Below are 16,087 nucleotides of genomic sequence, written 5' to 3' on the forward strand. Positions count from 1 at the left end.
AATATGCAACTATATTCTAGTTACATTATATCATCCTTTCATGAATTTTCCACTATGAAATCTACGCTATTTTAGATACTCCACTTTTATCCAATAAATAGACAGAGTCTGTCAGTTTTTCTTCTATTTTTACCTCGGTAGCATTGACTTCCATCACAAGTTGCTTAAGGTTTTCTGCATTTATACGCTCATCATATGGGATAAGAATAATTTCGTGGATACTACATGGTATTACATAGCATTCTTTGCTTATACTTGTTCCTAACTCATGGATTAAATCTGTAATTAATACAGAGGAGCCTTGTATTTTATCCTTAGATGTCACTACATACATATCTGGTCCCTCTTGGCAGCCTAACTCCTCTTCATAATTTACCCCAGTCATGTCCTCGATTGTCTGGAAAAGGGTTTTCATTTGATAGTCTCTATTTGATTTTGCAATTTCGTATAATTCACTTTCTTCGATTCCTGCATCCTCAAGCATCCCTTTTCTTAGAAGAATTGAGCCTATTTGATTGTTGTCCGGATGATACATTATCACCCTATAAACAATGGCCATATCTAAAAATGGTCTGTAAACTACTTCCTCGTCCTCTAAGATGACATTGTCTTTTGAAATCATGCAAGCCCTAAGATGATTTAAAATGTATTCTCTTGATGTAATTTCATCTACATCAAAAACAGGTGTCTTAACTTGTGATGCAGCTTTAATCATCTCTAATACTTCTTCTAAAGAATCACATTCATCTGCATAAACAGTAGGACACACACTTTTATCTCCTTCCTTTGGAATGATTGTTAGTGCCTGCTTTTCGATATTATTCTTTTTTACTCGTCCCTCTTTGACATAAAAATCCTCTAATTCATCATTTATTCTTTTTAATAATTCTTTTGTAATTTCCATTTTAATAACTCCTCATAACTCATTTTTTTCTAAATTAGAGTTTTGCTTTGCAAAACTCCAAGCAATGCGAGCTGGCAATTGCTGTAAGCAGTTAAATTCATCTGCCAGCGAGACACATCTTTCAAGCGCAGCTTGTTTTTTGCTTAATAGGATATTACAAAGTAATTTCCTATTAAGTAAAAAAGGGTATCAAAAACCAAGGTCCTTATTTCAAGGACCCTAGATTGAATTTTTAATTGAAATTTGGGAAATCATGAGGGGAATCCCCTCTTCGGTGAATAACCGAAAGACAGTATTATTTTTTAAGGATATCTACTGTGTGAGCAGATGCTCCTAGTAAATCTTCTCTTTCACAAACAGTCATCTGGTAGTTGATAAACTGCTTGAATTGCTCCTCTGTAAGTGCATTTACCTCTCTGCGCATATGGTTGGCAGGACCATCTGGAGAAATAATCTGCATGCGCTGAAGCTCCGCAGCCTGATTAAGTGCTGCAATATCCTCCGTGCGCATAAACATATATAAATCATCCTCAGCAGGTCTCACATGAAATGTGTCGTCTAGCTTGCCCTCAGCGATGTTCTCAAGAACATGACCTTCCTTAATGCCGTATGTTAAGAATGCATACTCATTCATAACATACGCTACAAGAATATACCCACCAGGCCTAGTAACACGCTTGGCTTCTAATAGTGCCTGAAGCTGCTCTTCACTAGTCTTCAGATGATACATTGGGCCAAACAGTAGTGTTAAATCAAATCTATTATCTTCAAAACGCTTAAGCTTTAGGGCGTTGCCCTGGTATGCTTTCACGCCAGTACCCTTAGCCTTTAGCATTCCAAGATTGTGCTTAACTAGCTCTACAGCTGTGACGTCATAACCCTCTTGCCACAATGGAATACTGTAGCCGCCTGTGGCTGCACCTATATCCAATATTTTAATATCGGATTTATCTAATGAATTCTCAGAGGCAAGCAAGTCCAAATACTTATGAACATACTTCATAGTCACAGTGAATTCCATGATACCATGGCGACTGTTTAGACGCTTGTCCTCATTGAATTTATTGTAATATTCTTCTAAATTTGTCATATTATTTTAACACGGGAAGTCAGCGCCATTATAATTGCCCTACGGGCAAAGTGGGCGCCGACATAGCACTAAGAAATCTTCCCTAAAGGGCCCCTTCTTAGTGCCTTCCACAACACTGCTTATACTTCAATCCACTTCCACATGGGCATGGATCGTTAGGGAAGACCTTCTTCTCGACACGCTTCTTTGGTGCACGAGTTGCTGATTCATCCTTGTTAGTTCCTGTAACCTTAGCTACTTCCTCACGCTCTACCTTCTTCTCAATACGGATTCTGTAAAGCATCATAAGTGTATCGTTGATAATAGATGCATTCATAGCATCAAGCATGTCATAGCTGGCTGCCTTGTACTCATCAACTGGGTTTCTATTACCATATGCCTGGAGACGGATACCCTGACGAAGCTGTTCCATATCATCGATTTCTTCCATCCACTTACGGTCAATAATTCTAAGGAGAATTACACGCTCAACCTCTCTAAACTGTTCTGGCTGATCGAATTCCTTTTCCTTGTCATCGTACATCTTAAGTGCAATCTCAGTAAGCTTATCCTTAAGCTCCTTCTTGCTCTTAATATTTCCAATTGAAAGCTGTGTCATAACAGGAACTGGAATTACTGGGCAAAGGAGATGATTAAGCTCTGGAAGCTCCCAAAGCTCCTTCTCTACATCATCTGGGATAGTCTTTTCAACGCACTCGTCAACCTTGTCACGAATCATGCCAAGAATCTGGTCGTGCATATCCTCTCCCATAAGAACTCTATGACGCTGAGCATAGATAAGCTCTCTCTGCTCATTCATAACTTGATCGTAATCAAGAAGGTTCTTACGTGCTGAGAAGTTGTTCTCCTCGATCTTCTTCTGAGCCTTTTCAATTGCATCTGAAAGCATCTTATGCTTAATCTGCTCACCCTCTGGAATACCAAGAGCATTGAACATTGTAATAAGTCTCTCTGAACCAAAGAGTCTCATGAGATCATCTTCAAGTGAGATGAAGAACTGTGACTCACCAACATCTCCCTGACGACCTGAACGTCCACGAAGCTGGTTATCAATACGACGAGACTCATGACGCTCTGTACCGATAATCTTAAGACCACCTGCTGCACGTGCTTCCTCGTCAAGCTTAATATCTGTACCACGGCCGGCCATGTTAGTAGCGATGGTAACTGCACCATGCTTACCAGCCTCAGCAACAATCTCCGCTTCCTTCTCATGGAACTTAGCATTAAGTACGTTGTGCTCGATTCCCTCCTTGCGAAGCATCTTAGAAACAAGCTCTGAAATATCAATATCAATTGTACCTACAAGTACTGGCTGTCCCTTGTCGTGAGCTGCCTTAACTTCCTCAACAACAGCCTTGTACTTTTCAGCCTTTGTCTTATAAACTGCATCGTCATGGTCGATACGCTGAACTGGTCTATTAGTAGGAACCTCTACAACGTCCATACCATAAATATCACGGAACTCCTGCTCCTCTGTAAGAGCAGTACCTGTCATACCTGCCTTCTTATCGTACTTGTTAAAGAAGTTCTGGAATGTGATGCTAGCAAGAGTCATTGACTCTCTCTTAACCTCAACCTTTTCCTTAGCCTCGATAGCCTGATGTAAACCATCAGAGTATCTACGACCTGGCATGATACGACCTGTAAATGAATCGACAATCATAACCTGTCCGTCTGATACAACATAATCCTGATCTTTAAACATAAGGTTATGAGCACGAAGTGCAAGGATAATGTTGTGCTGAATCTCAAGATTCTCAGGATCTGCTAAGTTCTCAATATGGAAGAACTGCTCTACCTTTTCAACACCCTGTGCTGTAAGGTTAACTACCTTGTCTTTCTCATCTACGATGAAATCACCAGTCTCATTTCTCTCAACGCCCATGATGGCATCCATCTTAGAGAATTCTGGAAGATCCTCACCACGCTTTAACTGACGAGCGAGAACATCACAAAGCTCGTAAAGCTTAGTAGACTTGCCAGACTGACCAGAAATAATAAGTGGTGTACGAGCCTCATCGATAAGAACTGAGTCAACCTCATCGATGATACAGTAGTGAAGGCCTCTCTGAACAAGATCCTTCTCATATACACACATATTGTCACGAAGATAATCAAAACCAAGCTCGTTGTTAGTGATGTATGTAATATCACAATTGTAAGCGGCCTGGCGCTCTTCCTTAGTCATGTCATTTAAAACTACACCTACAGTAAGACCGAGGAAACGATGAACCTCACCCATCCACTCAGCATCACGCTTAGCAAGGTAATCATTAACTGTGACGATGTGTACGCCCTTACCCTCAAGCGCATTTAAATATGCTGGAAGTGTAGAAACAAGAGTCTTACCCTCACCAGTACGCATCTCAGCGATACGGCCCTGATGAAGAATAATACCACCGATGAGCTGTACTCTAAAATGCTCCATACCAAGTGCACGCTTACCTGCCTCACGGACAGTAGCATATGCCTCTGGTAAAAGGTCGTCCAAAGTCTCACCATTAGCAAGGCGCTCCTTAAACTCTGCTGTCTTGCCACGGAGCTCCTCATCGGAAAGCTTTCCCATGTCTTCCTTGTATGATTCTATCTTATCCACGATAGGCTTAATTCTCTTAAGCTCTCTCTCGGAATGTGTTCCAAATACCTTGTCAATAAATCCCATTTCCATATCTCCTAACTAATTATGGGTACAAACACCCGAAACTTAGACTATTGTACCAAATTAGGAGGCTGATAACAACATGGGGCTACATAAACACAAAGGATACATCGGCGAATCTAATTACATCCATGGTCTTTAATTTTACTTTCTCTTTGTAATTTAAAATGCCACCTTGGATATAACTTCCGTTTAATGAATTCATATCCTCAAGAAAATACTCTCCGTTCTCACGGTATATCTTGGCATGGGAGGAACTTACCGCTTTTGAATTCAATATTGCATCATTGATTTTAGAGCTACCAATTCTAAAAATATCCTTTGTAATGATGTAGTCATCCTCTGCTCCATCTCTGCCATCGTAAACCAGTTTCCCAGCTGGCTTACTATCTTTTAACAATACTGTCTTTTCTTCGATTTCTGTATCTGGTTCTATAATAAAGTCCTCAAATTTCAGTGATTTTGATATGGAAGATTCACCTTTTTTCTCCAATAATCCTTTTATTCCATCAAATACGTTTAGAGATAAAAGCCTTCCACCTAAAGTTTTCTTCTTCTTTTTCTCATAATAGTCATATAGGCTTTCACTGGAATCTTCAAAATAATCTTCTATTTTATTGTCCTCTAGGTCTTCATCAAAACCATCATCAAATTCAATTTTATTAACTACAATATCAGGCTGTTCCTCTGAGTTGCTCTGCAGGTAATCTAGCACCTCTTCAAGGGTGTAGTCTTCCTTAAGACAAATATCGTATATAGCATAGATATGCTCCGCTTTTTTTCTGTCTCCTCCCTGCAAATTCGAAACAATATGTTCCATCAAAACCCGAAATTGCTGCTGAATAGTTCCATTATCCTTCGGATAGTAACATAAAGATAATCTCTCTCCGGCATTTGTTTTCTCTAGAAAAATAGTATCTTTTTCAAGGAAAATATGGCTTTCATCTATCAGATATTTTTCCAATTCTGATAATCCAATCTGCAGACTGAGCACTATTTTTTCAATCGCCTCTAAAGAGTAATCTCTAGTTTCCAAATAATCCTGTAGGTTTTCTTTTCGGCTAATATTGTAGTTATACTGTGTTGTTCCATCGATTTCTAAAATTGAATATTCAAGCAAAATGGATATGTCGTTTGAATCTATCATCTTTGTTTCATATTCAACAGCATTAGCCTCATCAATTATTGTCATGAAACTATCGTTGTGTTTTCTTATATATTTAATTTCCATAACTCAATCCCTAATTGCATTAATTACATCCATGGCAGCTTCTTTTAGTCTAAACATTCGCACCGCATCATAATTTTCTCCGGCCTGAGCTACGTAATTAATGCTCTCTTTAAACAATTCATAGGCAAGTGCTACAGCAAGTCCAAATAATATCAGGCTCACACTAATTATTACTGTAGCCTCTACCGTATAACTCCCTTTTAGTTTCATATAATCAAGCTCCCAAAACTATGGATTCCATACATCAATAGAAATCCGCTCAGCAAAAATGGTACAAATGGTATTTCATAGCTGCTATCCTTTTTTAACTTTTTGATTTTAATCAATCCGTAAATAAGTGCTAGAAATGAACTTATCCAAATCAGTATTAAAACATCAATAAATCCAAGATATAAGCCACTTACCATTATGATAAAGCAATCTCCTTTACCAATTTTTTCTTTTGTAAGTATGCTGAAAATGTATAGAACTATTCCAACCAGAAGGCCGCATATAATACTTTCAACCGACTTAACCGGCCAAATGACATTTACAATTATTCCAAGTATTCCAAATACTATAATTTCAAGTATTCGCACCTGCTTTGTTCTTATATCATCAAACGCGGTCAATCCATAGAAGATAATCAAACCAATTTCTCGCATAATAACTCCTATTCCATCAATGAGTCTGGCCACATTTACTACATGGCCTCATACTATCTTTTACTTCTTCGTATAACACCTTTTTTATGTTATGTTTTATTTCTGTACAATTGGGGTCATTATGAAAAGCAGTTCCATAATCTGTTAAAAATACAAATCCATTTGGTTTTACATTTTTGCAACGCTTGCATTCATAATAGATTGCTCCACCATTATTTCTTCTGCTGCCCAAATCTCCCATTGGAACTCTATGTACTGACGGTCTTAAATATGTACAATTCATGCTAGCGTGATAAACCTCTCCATGATCAGTTATATATACATAAAGGCCATCTGAAGTATTTTCTGCTTTCGAGTATCCTACCCACTTTCGATTTCTTGCCCTTTGAGAAACATCAAAAGAAAAGTCACCCAGCAATCCAACAGGGAATGTCATTGTATAGGTTACTTTTAAATCAATATAATTTCCTTCTACATTACTTTCAAAAAAGTTAAATCCAAGGGCACCGCCATCCACAAACTCAACCGGTACTTTATTACTTGAAATATTAGCTTGGGCATATCCTATCGCAGCTACTTTCATCCCTTCACTAGTAAGAAAACTACCCAAGGTTGCATCATCAGGATTAATCTCTACATCCTTATCTGATTCACCTTCATTGGATATATTCCCAAGGGTAATTGCCATCATTCTACTTGCCGTATCTATCGAATGCTGAACGCCGCTTTGTACTTGAAGCAGCCTAAAAATAAACATTCCAAAGACCATCAATGTGATAAATAAAGGCATTATTACTGCTGCCTCTATTGTGTAACTAGCTTTTTGAAAGGAGGCATAAAAAGGCATCTCTTTAGAATTTATATTACATATAGGCGATTTGAAATTTTTTGATATGATTTTGAAAATTGAAGTGTTGCCAATTGGCGGCCGGCATACACTCTTATTTGAATTATGGGGAATAGTTTTTCTGATTTTTAGAGACACCTTTTTACACCTCCTTTCTATGATTAGTAAGACAAATATTTTTTCTTTGAAATGAAATATCCTTTTGTATTCTCAACTTGATTAAACATCGATAAAAACATTTCTTCAGATGTGAAACTTAATGTCATATCTGCTGCATAAAGCATGTTGTCCATTTTTACACTTTTATAATCTTCTGTATGACCCAGTGCATTTTCCATGACATCAAGCGCTCTCATTCCAAGGGTTGATTCACTTCTAATTGCCAAAAATGCCATAAGATATTCCTTGTAGCCAATGCCTGTGTCACTCTCTTTTGCTTTCGTATTTACATCTGCTATGGTCGATAAATGATATACATCTGAACTCCACTGATCTAGATTTTTCATGATTGGAATTTTTCCTCCTGACAGGAGAGTTCTAACATCCATGGTGCTTTCTGCGTAAGCCCATGCGGCAATAATTCCGTATTTGACAGCTTGTATTATCCCCTCATTAAGGGTAAATCCTGCCAATATATGCGCTATTGCATCTGCCTGATTCTCAAGGGACGGTGTCCGCAATATAGTCATATAATTTGCAGCTTCCCTAATAAGTAAAATCTGTTCAACAACAGAAGCTAAATTTTGCACATCAGATTTATTTCCAGCAATCAAATATTCAAGCTCATACTGCATACCATCATGCTTTAGATTATTTGTATAGCAGCTGTAGTTGGTTAATAGATAATCTATAAATAAAGCTTTATCCACTAGCCCATTGCTCTCTGTTATTTCCATTGACCCTGTATTTAAACTTCTATGAGAAGGAAGTTGGTCCGTATTTATTTCATAATCCGACATACTGTCTTCCGAAATAACTGTAACTAAAATACCCTTTGAAAATGCTTCACGAATTGTGTTGAAGGCATCAAACGGGTCATCTTCTACACTTCCTGGGCTTGGAATATCATCTGGATCTGTATCTGGGTCATCATCTTCTGCTGCCCTTCTTTTTGCTTCAGCATTTGCAGCTCTAGCACCATCTAACTGATTTTTGCTGGACTTAGCATTGTCCTCTACAGGCACTTTTTCTATTCCATTTATCTCATCTACATTTGCTTGATAGGCATCTATTAATTGAGATGGAATTCCATAGCCTGCAGCTTTTGCCCCAAGGGCCACTACCACCTGACCATTTCCATCAGTTAAAAGACCGTAGCTTGAAGCCTCGCAACCATTAACCATCAGTCTTGCGTAGTTGTTTCCTTGGTCAATATTTGAGTTCACTTGACAATAATCAGCAGTTTTAGTTTCAAGTATTCCCGGTCCTAGATTATCTGTTCCATAACCCAAATCAATTGCCAGTATTTTGTAATTAGTCCATAAATATGGGTTGTATTCTGAGAAAGCGCTCTCAACTGCCATGTCAGTATATTCCTGCGCCATAGAATCAATAGATACAAATCTAATACATTCAGACATTGTAAACAGAAGGGTCATAACAGATACTAATATTAAAGATAAAAAAACTGTAAGTGATCCCTTAGCCACTATACTTTTCCAGCCTGAGAATTAATCTTGTCAAAAATTGTATTAACTAACGAAGTAAGCTGGCTCTTAAAAATGAGTACTAATCCGATAAGTACAACGAACATTTGTGGCGAGGGGACTTAAAGCCAGTAATATCAATGCCTTTGACGACATCCACAGTGTGTTTACAGTCCTTAAAATAGGGCCAAAGCGTCAATCTGACGTCAGGTTTCTTAACATTGTGACGTCGTTTTGGCGTCAAAAAGCCCCGACCGTTTAAGTCGAGGCTTCCTGTACCATTACATATTGATTAAATGATTAAGAATTGCCAGCATATCTGTTTCATCAAGGCTCTTTTTTACAAAAGCACTTCTGATATTCCTGTCTATTCTCCTGTAGGTGGTTTCTATATATTTTGTAGAAACATATTCTTCAAACTCAGAATTAGGAGCAATCCCGCTCTTAGGCCTTTCAATGACAATTCTCTCGTAGATAACTTTGTCACAAGCCTCAGGTGCCGCCTTGCACATATCGATCAATCTCCTATCGCAGGCAATCTCTTTGTTTGTGGTTTCATCCAGCCTAAGGCGAAGTGACTGGCGGTAAATATACATCTCATACTCAGGGTAAGCTGACATGTCTTTCATAAATTCCTTAATAATCTCCTGTTGCTCAACCGAGTCGAACTTCTTCTCTTTATAATTTGCTTCATAATCCGTTAAGTCTTCAAGGTATGAAGCATCTTCCATAGCAGCCATTACATCCCAAATCTGATCCATAGAAAGCTCCATAGAATCATTCGCCAAGTGCTGGTTCTTGAAAATGTCTTCCACCTTGAATACAGTACTTCCATTTTCCATATGAAGAGCTGCCATAATCTTTTTCACATGACTTTCCCTCTTCATCTGATATTCCTTACGTTCACGCTTCATTCCAATAATCTTTTTGGTCACGCCGCGGGTTCTTGCCCTGACAAAAGCGTCAATAGAATATGTCTGAGTGCCCTCTAAGTATGCAGGATTATTGAACTTGTGGATTTCTTTGAGGATGTCTATTCTGAGCTCATTCTTATAATCATCCTCATAATCATCCAGTTTACCGGGTGTCATTTTGATAACACGTCTTGTTTCAGTGCAAATAGTCTTTTCAAATGCTTTGCACATTTCGTTTTCGATTTCTTTCTGCTCCTCTGAGCCAATGGAAGATACCAGTTGCTGATTTGCAACGGAAGCGCCGTCATTTCTTAAAGCGCCTAAGATTGGAGACATCCTTGTAAGATATGCTGTGGCAGTCTCCTTCTGTGGATCGAAAATAAACTGTTTTCTCATATTATTTACCTCCTACTTGGTCGTGGGGCACGATTTGCCCTAATCCGGAACTCCGGAAAAACTTTTCTGAGGTAAATTGGGAACTTTGTTTTTTTCTGTTCATGTTCTGCTCCTTTCGATGTGTCCGAAAGGATATGGACATGTGGTTCCCGAGACTTGCAAAAAAAAGCGACGCACGAATCTATGGTTATGAACCATCTCTTTCAGCCAAAATTCTTCATTCTGACCTTTTGAGATTTATGTCCATACCCTTTCGTGACGTCACTATGAAATGGTATTTCTCAGCCTTGTTCTTGCTGAGCTACGCTCAGTATAAGCGCTATAAAAACGCATTAACATTAAGTGGTATTTAATGTTTGACGCACAAAAAAAGAGCCTTCCCAGCTCTCTTCTAAAACAGAAAACTGTGAAGGCTCGCTAATTGCCTATTCTATCCATTAAGTCCCACTTAATGATTTTCATGAAATTTTTTTGTTTTTTTCCATTCTCTCCTTTACCATCTTCACAACCGGATTCTTATTTGGAATCCAATCATTAGTAACCTTTGCCATTATCAGCTTTTCAACCCACTGTTCCCACGTATCATCCATGTGATCTGTAATAAGGATTCTGATAAACACATTTGATACAGCTAACGCTTCAATATTGTAACCTGCTGCATTTAGGAAATAGATTGCCTGATGCTCCTGAAGGTAAAGTCCCTTACATAAAGCTAATGCTGTACCTTTTTCGATACTGGGATCAGTACCGTTTCGATAATTGCTTATGCTTACTGTACTTACTCCGCATCTTCCCGACAATTCTTCTGCCGTAATGTTATTGTCGGTCATATAGAAATCCAGTGCGCCAGCGAACCCTGCTTTCATTCCACTACGGACATCCTGCATTTCATCATTTATCTGAGCCATAATCTTATCAATCTCGTTCTGCATCTGCTCCTTGGACTGATTTATCTTATGGTCTGGATCATATTTTACAGGTACATATTCATCGGCATCCACTTCCCTGCAAAGGAAGCATCTGCGGTAGAATGTGTCTTTATACTGGTCACTTGCATTATAGTCTCGTCTAAACAGGAAGCAGCACTCATCAACATGCTCAAGACCATACTCCGTCAAAATGTACTTCCCGTTTTCGTTTAATTCAACATATTTAGGATCATTCCATGCAAGTGTACAATTTGCATATACAACAACTCCATGAAGATATAACTCCAATAATTTAGCATTAGTAGCGATGCTCATTAACAGGTTCTGTTCATCAACCACAAAGCTATGTTGTTTATCCAATGTCCCTTTTCTGAACGCATAGGGCGGTAACATCATTCCATCACAATATACAAAAGTACCTTCAACCTCTTCAAATCCAAGTTCAAAAAGGCGTAATTTTGCAGAAAGTAATGATACCGAAAAATAATTCGCAACTCTTCCAACAGTCTCCTGCAAAACCTCAGCATAACGCCAGTTGGGATGTGTCGTGTGAATATCCTGCAAATACTTATTAAATATCCACCTTGTAGTCTTTTCCGGCATAAGTATTCTTGGTGCCAGCTGATTAGCCTGCCATTCCATCCATTTTAGGGCTGATTCTTCGGGTCCAATTCCGTTATAATCACCCTCAACCATTTCACAAGAAATGTGATTAGCTCCACCTTCAAGAACACTTTGCAGTTCAAATGCTCTTCTATGCCTGTCCCAGTGAACGCACTCATGAATGATAGTGTTAAATGCGGTTCCTATGTTTCTCATAAAGAAAACATCGGGATTTATGAGCATGGTTCCGGGAGTAGCAACTATTTGAAGCTCGTTCTTATTTACCAGATCATCGTAAACTGTGACCGTTTCCTCTCCGAAGTAAGTCTTACCAAAAACCTTATCTCCAAGAGGCGCATAGTACATTTTCATACCCATCGCTTCAACAACCTCGAAGGGGTCTATCCTCATAGGTTGGAGCAATGCTTTCCCATAATTTCTCCGAAGGAAGTCCTCGGCGTGCTTATCAACATCCTCTTCATACATATATGGTACGAGGCTCTGACTTAAGCTTCTATTCTTATCAAACCTGTTTTCTTCATAATCATCTACCTTTGTGATTGATACATCATGAAGACCGTTCCGCAGCAATGCTTCAAAAAACACATTATAAGTTCGGTTAGCAGAATCCGTCTCGTAACCGTAACGGGTCTTTCCACGAACCTCAACAACCGCATCTATAGATGTGCGGATTTCAAGCTTGTCTTCTCCCAGATCCTTAAATGTAACCCCGGATACTTTAAGATCTGATAACTCAGCATAATTGATATCGTAAATCTGATCACTCTCAAAACTGCTCTTTTGCCGAATAATATGCGGATTAAGAGCTGCCCAGATTTCATTATAGTAATTGTCGTACATGAAATCCTTGAAATTTGTGTACTTCTTCATAACCTTACCCAATTTGAAAATTCCCTCTCTTTTTTGTTTTATCTACATATAATCATATGGTGATTTTGTCCTTCCTTTTTGCTTTGTTTGTATAGATGACTCTGCATCCTCCCTTGTTGCAAACAAGCGATGTTCCTTAACTTTTATTCCGCCTCCGGAATCCTTAAACCTTATGAGATACATACCACCGGCAAAGCTTTTTATCTCTACCTCTCGTACAATTCTATTCGATTCCACAATAAAGGCTGTATCCCCTGCTTTCATTTTTGCCATAACAGATACCTTTAAAACTTGACGGTTATCTTATTTGCCTCTTCTTCAGTAATATCCTCGTAATCCCAATCTTCACCACAAAAGATACAGAGTGCTTCCCTTTCTTCAAACCATGTTCCATCAATTTTCTTTCGCTCCATAAGCCCATGATCATACCTATAAACACGCTCTGCAGTCATTTTCTCACGGTCATATTCATATGCTATCCAAAACTTATCTATAGACATATTCATCATTCTCCCTTAAGCTCTGTAAGCATTTTTCTAATTTGTTCCTTCAACCTATTCCATTCATTCGGCTCTATTTCTACGTCAAATCTACCAAGTCCTATATAACTGAGATCAACATGTTTACCTTGGTGCTTCGCTTTTACTCTGTTTGTCTTATGGTATTTTTCATATTTATCTATCAGTCGAATTGTCTCATACTTTGGGCTTTCTACAATCTGATCATCAACTATTGTCAAAAACATCCAGGTCAGCCCATCTGTAAATAAAACATATCCTCTGTTAAATGCGTTTATCTCAGCTCGAATCTCGCTCTCATTTTCACTAATATAGTCACTTAGATCCCGATAATGGATTCCATCATCTAAGATAGCCGGCTTCTTCGTTTCTACCATAAGATAAGGATTCATAGGATTATTAAAACTATATTCCAATGGAACATAAATATAGTCCGGAACAACATAGTTCCCATCATCCTTCTTTGCGCATATCGTTGCCATACGCTCTTTTGTTGGTGTCGTAGCCTCTGTCTTGGGTCCTGTTGCTCGGTCATCAAAAACTGGGACTATCTTTACTCCATCTATGCTGCAAGACTTTAAAAATGGAATAAAGATTTCACATAAGTAATGCTCATGATTACACTCTGCTCTAAGTTCAAATAATCTGCTTATAAATTCATCAAAAGTGATGTAATCATTGCTTGTAGCTATCTCCATCTTGTAACATCTCCTCCAGATCTTTTATGCAGCCTTCATCCGCACAAATAGAGCACCCATAATTCAAATCCGTGATTAGATTAAATTCCAACTCATTCACTTTGCACTTATATACATCGCAATAAGGCATCATTTCGGCCTTACCTATTTCAACGCCTCTCCCTATAAGGAACTCCCTTATCTGAGAGAATTCATCCTCAGGTGAAACCTTGTATCCAAAGCGAAAAAACAAGTGTGTATTATCATTATCCATATGAAAGATTTCCATAGATACAACCCTCAATTGAAAAACTCAGTGCAAAATCATCTTCATTTTTCATACATTAAACATTGTTTTTTGCGTTTTTTAGGTGTTTTATGTGATATAATCCGTGTAAAACTGTTGAAAAACGCTTAATTGTTTGTACGCCAAAATAGTGGCTCACATTTTCTTCTGCAAAAGTTAATGCAACCCACTTGGTGATGATTATGGATGATTAACTATCTGCGTTTCATTCTAATTATTTACTAAGTAATTTCGGCGTTAAACATATCTCGTCTGTGGCGACTGGGGACATGTTAAGCACTTCCAACAGTTTTTTCATGTCTTCAGTTACTGCAAGATCATATGGGCTCTTATACCCCAATCCTGGTCTTGTCGTACTGTTGATATGATTTGCGATTAGCGTCATGTCTTCCTGTGTGTAGCCCTTAAGGCTTTTCCCTTTAGGAAGTACATATCTTATGAACTCGTGATTCTTTTCTATGTGAGGTTTCTGCCACGAAGCTTGGGGATCGCAGTAAAACACTTTTGTTCGCGGCGCTCCACTTTTCGTGTATTCTAATGCCAGTGCATCTTTGAAGCATCCACCATTATCAGTAACTATCACTTGAAACAGTCTTCTAAACCTTCTTATCCCCAGCTTCTTTGTAAGCCAGTCGAAGAACTCTACTACAGAATCCTGATCCTCATCTTTAATAAGAATCATCAGCATTACTGAACATTGAATAAACATAATGGTAAGTAATACCTGTTCTTTGTACCTCGAGCCTCTGACTGTATCCATTTCCACCATTGGAACATCGGGATGTATCTCCATGTATTTTTTGAAGTCCTCATAGGTTCTTCCCTTACGGTAATTGAACTTATTGCACTTGATCTCATCCTTTTTCTTCTTACGTTTTCTGTATCTGACCTTTCGTCTAAGATCTAGGTTACATATGGTGAGTTCTCCGGCATCTATATAGTTATAGATACTCCTTTCGCAGACGCCAATCTCATCTCTATGCACGCTGCAGATATGCGATAGTGGCTGTCCTTGAAGTATCAACGGAGACAGGATTTCATCCAGCATTTGAAGCTCTTTTGGGTTCAAACGGATTCCTTTTCTTGAATCGGATCTTGTTTTCTTTGCATTTGCCTCAGCCTTTTCTGCCAAGTAGTAGTACTTGTCATACTTGCAGCCCTTTTTATTTTTTTCGGAACATGAATCACAGACAAACGGCGGCTTCTCTGTCTTTTTACAGCTAGGCCGCTTAAGATCAATGCAGTATTCTGCACATTTGTGTTTGGCACACAGCCGACATAAAAAAGGACAATCTTCTTCTCCACAAAGATTTCTTTTCCAACAATGGCCTGCGTTAATACAACCTGTGCCATTTGTATGCGGAGATTTGATGACTATTCTGTTTTGTTTGACTTCTCTTACAATACTGGATGTACTTCTTCCAAGTTCTTTAGCTATCTGGCTAAATGATTTCTCGGCATATATACCAGCCTCAATCCTCACTCTTTCCTTAAATGTTATTCGATTGTAATTGCTCATTTGACTCCTAACCGCAGATAGCAATCACATCGAATCATATCACATAAAACACCTCCCTCTGCAAAAGTCATTGCAACGAAAAATCTGCTTTAATGCATCTTTTGTTGCGTTAAGTTTTTCAATTAATACCATAGATACAACCTCCCATATTCAATATGCCATATTTCCTGTACTATAAAACGGACTCAAACACATTTTTGTCCGAAAAAGTTACTATTCACAGTCTTTTAGCCTTTTCTAAAATTCTTAATCACAACACGTGACGATTTTTCTTTTTGATCAATGTGCCAAAAACCGATATTTTCTCAC

15 protein-coding genes and 1 pseudogene are annotated in these 16,087 nt (G+C 38.4%); all 16 read right to left on the reverse strand.

Annotated features, from left to right (window positions below; translation table 11 throughout):
• Window positions 1-61: 61 nt before the first annotated feature.
• A complete protein-coding gene (locus BLP50_RS09655) occupies window positions 62-904 on the reverse strand; it encodes a DUF5688 family protein (RefSeq protein ID WP_090154130.1) in 843 nt (280 codons plus the stop codon).
• 295 nt (window positions 905-1,199) lie between these two features.
• Entirely contained in the window at window positions 1,200-1,994 is a 795-nt protein-coding gene (locus BLP50_RS09660; protein ID WP_090154132.1) for a class I SAM-dependent methyltransferase, read from the reverse strand.
• A gap of 97 nt (window positions 1,995-2,091) precedes the next feature.
• Window positions 2,092-4,659, reverse strand: coding sequence for a preprotein translocase subunit SecA (gene secA, locus BLP50_RS09665; protein WP_090154134.1), 2,568 nt, complete (start codon window positions 4,657-4,659; stop codon window positions 2,092-2,094).
• An 85-nt stretch (window positions 4,660-4,744) separates the two neighbouring features.
• Complete coding sequence (locus tag BLP50_RS09670; RefSeq protein ID WP_090154137.1) at window positions 4,745-5,887, reverse strand: DUF6382 domain-containing protein; 1,143 nt, start codon at window positions 5,885-5,887, stop codon at window positions 4,745-4,747.
• 3 nt (window positions 5,888-5,890) lie between these two features.
• A complete protein-coding gene (locus tag BLP50_RS09675) occupies window positions 5,891-6,097 on the reverse strand; it encodes a hypothetical protein (protein ID WP_090154139.1) in 207 nt (68 codons plus the stop codon).
• Window positions 6,094-6,531, reverse strand: a complete 438-nt coding sequence (locus BLP50_RS09680; RefSeq protein ID WP_090154141.1) for a prepilin peptidase — start codon at window positions 6,529-6,531, stop codon at window positions 6,094-6,096. Before BLP50_RS09680 ends, BLP50_RS09675 begins: the two co-directional genes overlap by 4 nt.
• A 16-nt stretch (window positions 6,532-6,547) precedes the next feature.
• Entirely contained in the window at window positions 6,548-7,516 is a 969-nt protein-coding gene (locus BLP50_RS09685) for a TadE/TadG family type IV pilus assembly protein (protein ID WP_090154143.1), read from the reverse strand.
• Between the two features lie 23 nt (window positions 7,517-7,539).
• Window positions 7,540-9,027, reverse strand: a complete 1,488-nt coding sequence (locus BLP50_RS09690; protein WP_090154145.1) for a DUF5702 domain-containing protein — start codon at window positions 9,025-9,027, stop codon at window positions 7,540-7,542.
• Window positions 9,027-9,131 (reverse strand): annotated as a pseudogene (locus BLP50_RS14635) (Flp1 family type IVb pilin); the annotation flags it as partial. The pseudogene BLP50_RS14635 and the gene BLP50_RS09690, both read right to left, overlap by 1 nt.
• 174 nt (window positions 9,132-9,305) lie before the next feature.
• Entirely contained in the window at window positions 9,306-10,334 is a 1,029-nt protein-coding gene (locus tag BLP50_RS09700; RefSeq protein WP_028247338.1) for a hypothetical protein, read from the reverse strand.
• Between the two features lie 458 nt (window positions 10,335-10,792).
• Complete coding sequence (locus BLP50_RS09705; RefSeq protein ID WP_143001138.1) at window positions 10,793-12,757, reverse strand: XRE family transcriptional regulator; 1,965 nt, start codon at window positions 12,755-12,757, stop codon at window positions 10,793-10,795.
• A gap of 42 nt (window positions 12,758-12,799) precedes the next feature.
• Complete coding sequence (locus tag BLP50_RS09710) at window positions 12,800-13,030, reverse strand: hypothetical protein (protein ID WP_090154151.1); 231 nt, start codon at window positions 13,028-13,030, stop codon at window positions 12,800-12,802.
• An 11-nt stretch (window positions 13,031-13,041) separates the two neighbouring features.
• Window positions 13,042-13,257 (reverse strand): hypothetical protein, encoded by a 216-nt coding sequence (locus tag BLP50_RS09715; protein WP_143001139.1) that lies wholly within the window; start codon window positions 13,255-13,257, stop codon window positions 13,042-13,044.
• Window positions 13,258-13,262: 5 nt separating this feature from the next.
• Window positions 13,263-13,973 carry a hypothetical protein gene (locus BLP50_RS09720; RefSeq protein WP_090154153.1) on the reverse strand — a complete coding sequence of 237 codons (711 nt, stop codon included), beginning with the start codon at window positions 13,971-13,973 and terminating at the stop codon, window positions 13,263-13,265.
• A complete protein-coding gene (locus BLP50_RS09725) occupies window positions 13,951-14,226 on the reverse strand; it encodes a hypothetical protein (protein ID WP_143001140.1) in 276 nt (91 codons plus the stop codon). The genes BLP50_RS09720 and BLP50_RS09725 overlap by 23 nt, the downstream gene beginning before the upstream one ends.
• Before the next feature lie 247 nt (window positions 14,227-14,473).
• Window positions 14,474-15,778: an IS30 family transposase gene (locus BLP50_RS09730; protein WP_090154155.1), complete on the reverse strand. Its 1,305-nt coding sequence runs from the start codon at window positions 15,776-15,778 to the stop codon at window positions 14,474-14,476.
• Window positions 15,779-16,087: the final 309 nt, after the last annotated feature.

Origin of the sequence: Pseudobutyrivibrio sp. AR14, from assembly GCF_900101325.1 — a bacterium.
GTDB lineage: Bacteria > Bacillota > Clostridia > Lachnospirales > Lachnospiraceae > Pseudobutyrivibrio.